Annotated in this window: 3 protein-coding genes; 2 read left to right on the forward strand and 1 reads right to left on the reverse strand. The window is 73.3% G+C overall.

Annotation, left to right across the window (positions count from 1 at the left end):
* The first annotated feature begins 46 nt into the window (after nucleotides 1-46).
* Both EAD96_RS00690 and EAD96_RS00695 read left to right on the forward strand, forming a co-directional pair.
* Nucleotides 47-901, forward strand: a complete 855-nt coding sequence (locus EAD96_RS00690; RefSeq protein WP_121682903.1) for an SDR family NAD(P)-dependent oxidoreductase — start codon at nucleotides 47-49, stop codon at nucleotides 899-901.
* 45 nt (nucleotides 902-946) lie between these two features.
* A complete protein-coding gene (locus EAD96_RS00695) occupies nucleotides 947-1,327 on the forward strand; it encodes a VOC family protein (RefSeq protein WP_121682901.1) in 381 nt (126 codons plus the stop codon).
* A gap of 54 nt (nucleotides 1,328-1,381) precedes the next feature.
* Here the strand turns inward: EAD96_RS00695 and EAD96_RS00700 are convergent.
* Nucleotides 1,382-4,331, reverse strand: a 2,950-nt coding sequence (locus tag EAD96_RS00700; RefSeq protein WP_233585326.1) for a glycosyl hydrolase, incomplete at its 5' end; no start/stop codon positions are given.

Genomic DNA, 4,331 nt, shown 5'->3' on the forward strand with positions numbered 1-4,331 from the left:
GTGCGAGAGGGGAGTCCACGGGAGGGGTGACGCGGTGGCGGCCGGGATGTTGTCGGGGCGGGTCGCTGTGGTCACCGGCGCGGCGCGGGGGATCGGCCGTGCCGCGGCGGTGGCGCTGGCCGAGGCCGGCGCGGATGTGGCCGGGCTGGACGTCGCCGGGCCGGTCAGCCCGATCCTGGACCTTCCGCCCGCCACGCCGGAGGACCTGGCCGAGACCGGGCGCCGGGTGACGGCGGCGGGCGCCCGCTGGTCGGCGCACGTGGCCGACCAGCGCGACATCGGCGCGGTACGCGCGGTCGCCGAGGCGGTGCAACGGGAGCACGGCGGCGTGGACGTGCTGTTCGCCAACGCCGGCATCCAGGCGTTCGCGCCGCTGCTGGAGATGACCGACCAGCACTGGCACGACCAGATCGACGTGAACCTCACCGGCGCCGCCAACGTGCTGCGGGTCTTCGCGCCGCTGCTGGTACGCCGCGGCGGCGGCCGGATCGTCGTGACGTCGTCCACCCAGGGGCAGCACGGCACCACGAACGGGTCCGCGTACTCGGCGTCCAAGTGGGGACTGATCGGGCTGGTCAAGTCCGCCGCGCTGGAACTCGGTCCGCACGGCGTGACGGTGAACGCGGTGATCCCGGGCCTGGTCGACACCGCGCTGACCCGGCACCGGGACCGCTACGTGCAGGCGCTCGTCGAGGCGGGGAAGCCGGCCTCCGGTGACCTCGCCGAGGTGGAGGACGCCGCGATTGCGGCGCTGCGGTCGAAGACGCCGCTGGGCGTGCCGTGGGTGGAACCGGAGGACGTCGCGCCGCTCGTGGTGTTCCTCGCCTCGGACGCGGCCCGGATGGTCAGCGGCACGTCGTTCGCCGCGACGGCCGGCGACAGCGCGCACGTGACCGCCTGACCGCGCGGGGCTGCCGCCGCAGGCGGTCGTGGTTAGGCTCGGGCGATGCATCGATCGAGGTTGTACGCCCTGATCATCGACGCGCCGCGGGACGAGGCGGGGGAGGCGGCCGCGTTCTGGTCCGCCGCGCTCGGCTCGGAGCTGCGCACCGAACCAGCCGAACCGGAGTTCACCGGCCTGGCCGACGTGGTGCCCGGGCTGGTCACCGCCGTGCAGTCGGTCGGCGACGCGCCCCGCTACCACCTCGACATCGAGACCGACGACGTGGCCGCCGAGGTCGAGCGGCTGTGCGGACTCGGCGCCGCACCGGTCTCCCGCTGGCTCGACTGCCACGTGCTGCGCGCGCCGGGCGGGCACCTGCTCTGCGTCATCCCGGTGGCGAGCGACAGCGCGCTGTTCGAGTCCACCGCCACCCGCTGGCCGTGACCCGGTCGCGAACCGGCGCCCCGGCCACTGGGGCCGGGGCGCCGGAACCGCGGGTCAGGAACCGTACGGCAGGGTGACAGTCGAGCCGTTGCCGACGCCGAGGATCGTGGGCGCGCCGCCGATGGCGTTCCACACCTCGACGCGTACCGTGCCGCCGGCCAGGTTGCCCAGCGTGCCGGTGGACGAGAGCAGACCCTGGGTCTGCCGGTAGCGCTCCGCACCCGGGACCGGATCGGTGGCGAAGTACCGGTACGTCTCCACCCGCTCGACGCTGCCGTTGCCGGTCAGGTCGTAGGAGACGCGGATCTGGACGCCGTTGCCGACCGCGGTGCCCGCGTCGACGGCCAGGTCGAAGGCGGTCGCCCCGCCGGTGTACGTGCCGGTCAGCCCGGTGGCGGTGAACACCTGCGGGTTGGTCGGCGTGCCGTCGTGGTTGCCGTTCGCCGCCGCCACGTTCACCGTGCCGGCGGTGCCGGCGGTGCCGTCCAGCCCGCCGCCCGAGCGCAGGTACCGGACCGGCTTCAGCGGGCTGCCCGTACCCGTCGGGCTGGGGCTCGCGGAGGTCGGCGTCGGGCTCGCGGTGGTCGGGGTGGGGCTGGGCCCCGACGTCGACGGGCTGCCGGTCGGCACGGTTCCGCCGCCGGTGGCGTTGCCGCCGCTCCACGTGTACGCCCCGGAGGTGGCCGTCTTCCCGGCCGGCACGACGAGGGTGGTGCCGTTGGAGAACGTGACAGTCAGCGACCGGGCGGTGATGTTCGACGCCACGTAGGTGCGGGCGCCGTTCTTGACGAACACCTTCGCCAGCGGGTGGTTCGCGGTGACGGAGGTGTCCACCGTGCCGAGCGCGGCCAGGTTGCGGATCCAGTGGAACGTGTGCGCCTTGCTCTCACCCTCCTCGCTGGTGAATCCGCTGTTGGCGCGGAAGTTGCGCAGCGCCTGCTCACCGTCGCCGAGGGCCAGGAACTCCCAGATGATGTCCTGCCACACCGTGGGCGGGCCGCCCTTGTTGGTGACCAGCTCGGCGTAGTTGGCCTTGACGTACTCCGGGAAGTCGCCCAGGTAGAGGTGACCGCCGGTGATCGGCAGCATGTTGATGCCCTGGATCATCTCCGGCGCCGCGGAGAACCAGGTCGAGTACGACCCGCCGTCGCCCCACACCATGCCGACCGTCTTGTGCCCGAACGCGGCCGGGAAGTTCTGGTCGTACACGTCGAACCAGTACTCGGAGATGGCCGCGGACTGGGTGGTCCACAGGTAGACCCCGGCGTCGCGGACGGCGGTGTCGCCGGTGGCCTGGCCCCACTGGATCAGCGCGTTGGCGAAGTTCATCCCCTCCGAGGAGGACTCCTGGTTGTTGCCGGCGAAGAACGGCGCCAGGCCGGAGGCCCAGTCGTGGCCGGCGTAGATGTCGAAGTCCCGTAGGTAGGGGAAGCGGCTGTCGGCGCGGTCGTAGTTGTTGGCGTCGCGGATGAGCAGGTCGACCATGCCGCCGTAGCGGCTGTCGTCGGCCCAGCCCGGGTCGAACTTGGCCAGCGTGGCGGCGGCGGCGATGAAGTAGCCGTAGTGGAAGTGGTGGTCGTTGAGGTCCTCGTCGGAGCCGTACGACGCGGGGTAGCCGATCAGCGTGCCCCAGTTGCGGTCGTAGTAGAACAGCTGGCCGCTCTCGCCGGAGCCGGCGGTGAGCCAGTTGGTCAGCCGGTTCCGCATCGCGGTCAGCGCCGCGTCGCGGACCGAGGTCTGCCCGAGCTGGTCGGCGATCTCGGCGATGCGGGCGGCCCGGCCGAGTCCCTTGCCGGCCCAGTAGGTGTCCGGGCCGCTGACGCCCTCCGGGTTGCCCTGCTCGGCGTTCAGGTATCCGGTGACTGTGGACAGGTCCGCGCCGCTGGAGTCGCCGACGGCGGGCACCTCGGGCAGGACGCCGGTGAAGCGCATCGTGGTGGTGAACGACGGCACGCCGGTGAGCACCCGCATGGCGCCGCGAGCCGAGACGTACGTCTGCCCGATCGGGGTGGCGCCGGTGAGGCTGCGCCACTGGTGCGGGTAGAGCGCCACCACTGTCTTCGTCTCGCTGCCCTCGCGGGGCGTGGTGGTGAACGCGTAGGTGGTGCGCACCGTGCCGGCGGACTGGTCGTACGAGTAGCTCATCCGGGTGCCGGTGACGTGGGCGTGGGCGTACCGGGCGTAGGTGTCGGCCAGGGCGCCCCGGTCGCCGCCGCCGGGCAGCACCGCGACCGAGAAGTACCCCTTGCCGGCCAGCGTCGAGCTGATGCCGGTGCCGCTGACGGTCCAGGTGGCGCCGGTCGGGGCGTACGCGACGTAGTCGTGGCCGCGGACGGTGAAGCCGATGGTGGCGCCGGAGTTGCGCCAGACGGTGGGCGTCCCGGCGGTGGTGAGCTGGGCGGTGCCGCCGCTGACCGTGTAGTAGCTGAACGGCAGGCCGTGGCCGATGGTGGCGCGCATGGTGCGGCTGCCGTCGCTCCAGTCGGCGGTGACCGTCCAGTCGGTCCACCCGGCGGCCTTGACCACCGGCGCGGACAGTCCGGTCATCCCGACGCGGACGTCCTCGGTGTACGGGTAGTGGAACTCGCCGACGCCGGTCGCGGTGCCGCTGATCGCCGGCGTGGTGGTGTACGACAGCCCGAGCCCGTTGTTCTCGGACTTGGCCGCCAGCGGGTGGGCGTGCAGGACCTCGCTGCCCGTGCAGTTGTTGCGCTTCCAGATCAGCGACGACCACCAGTCGTTGGTGGGGACGGCGCCGGCGGGCGCGTCGGCGGTGGTGAAGACGCGCGGGTTGGTGCTGATCGCGCCGCAGCCCTTGGGCAGCAGGGCGCCGGCCGGCCGCGTCTCGGTGTAGCTGCCCGCGCCGACGGCGCCGGCGGTGGCCGTGCCGCCACCGGCGACCACGACGCCCAGCAGGCCGGCGGCGAGCACTGACGCGGCGACGAGGGCGGTCGCCCGCAGACCGCGCCGGCGGGCCGGGGACGGGGCGGGCGCGGTCTGCGGG

This window comes from Micromonospora sp. BL1 (assembly GCF_003667485.1).
Classification (GTDB): domain Bacteria; phylum Actinomycetota; class Actinomycetes; order Mycobacteriales; family Micromonosporaceae; genus Micromonospora; species Micromonospora tulbaghiae.

Coding starts and splice junctions, on each gene's coding strand:
- EAD96_RS00690 (WP_121682903.1), top strand. CDS start 47: ATGTTGTCGGGGCGGGTCGCTGTGGTCACCGGCGCGGCGCGGGGGATC.
- EAD96_RS00695 (WP_121682901.1), top strand. CDS start 947: ATGCATCGATCGAGGTTGTACGCCCTGATCATCGACGCGCCGCGGGAC.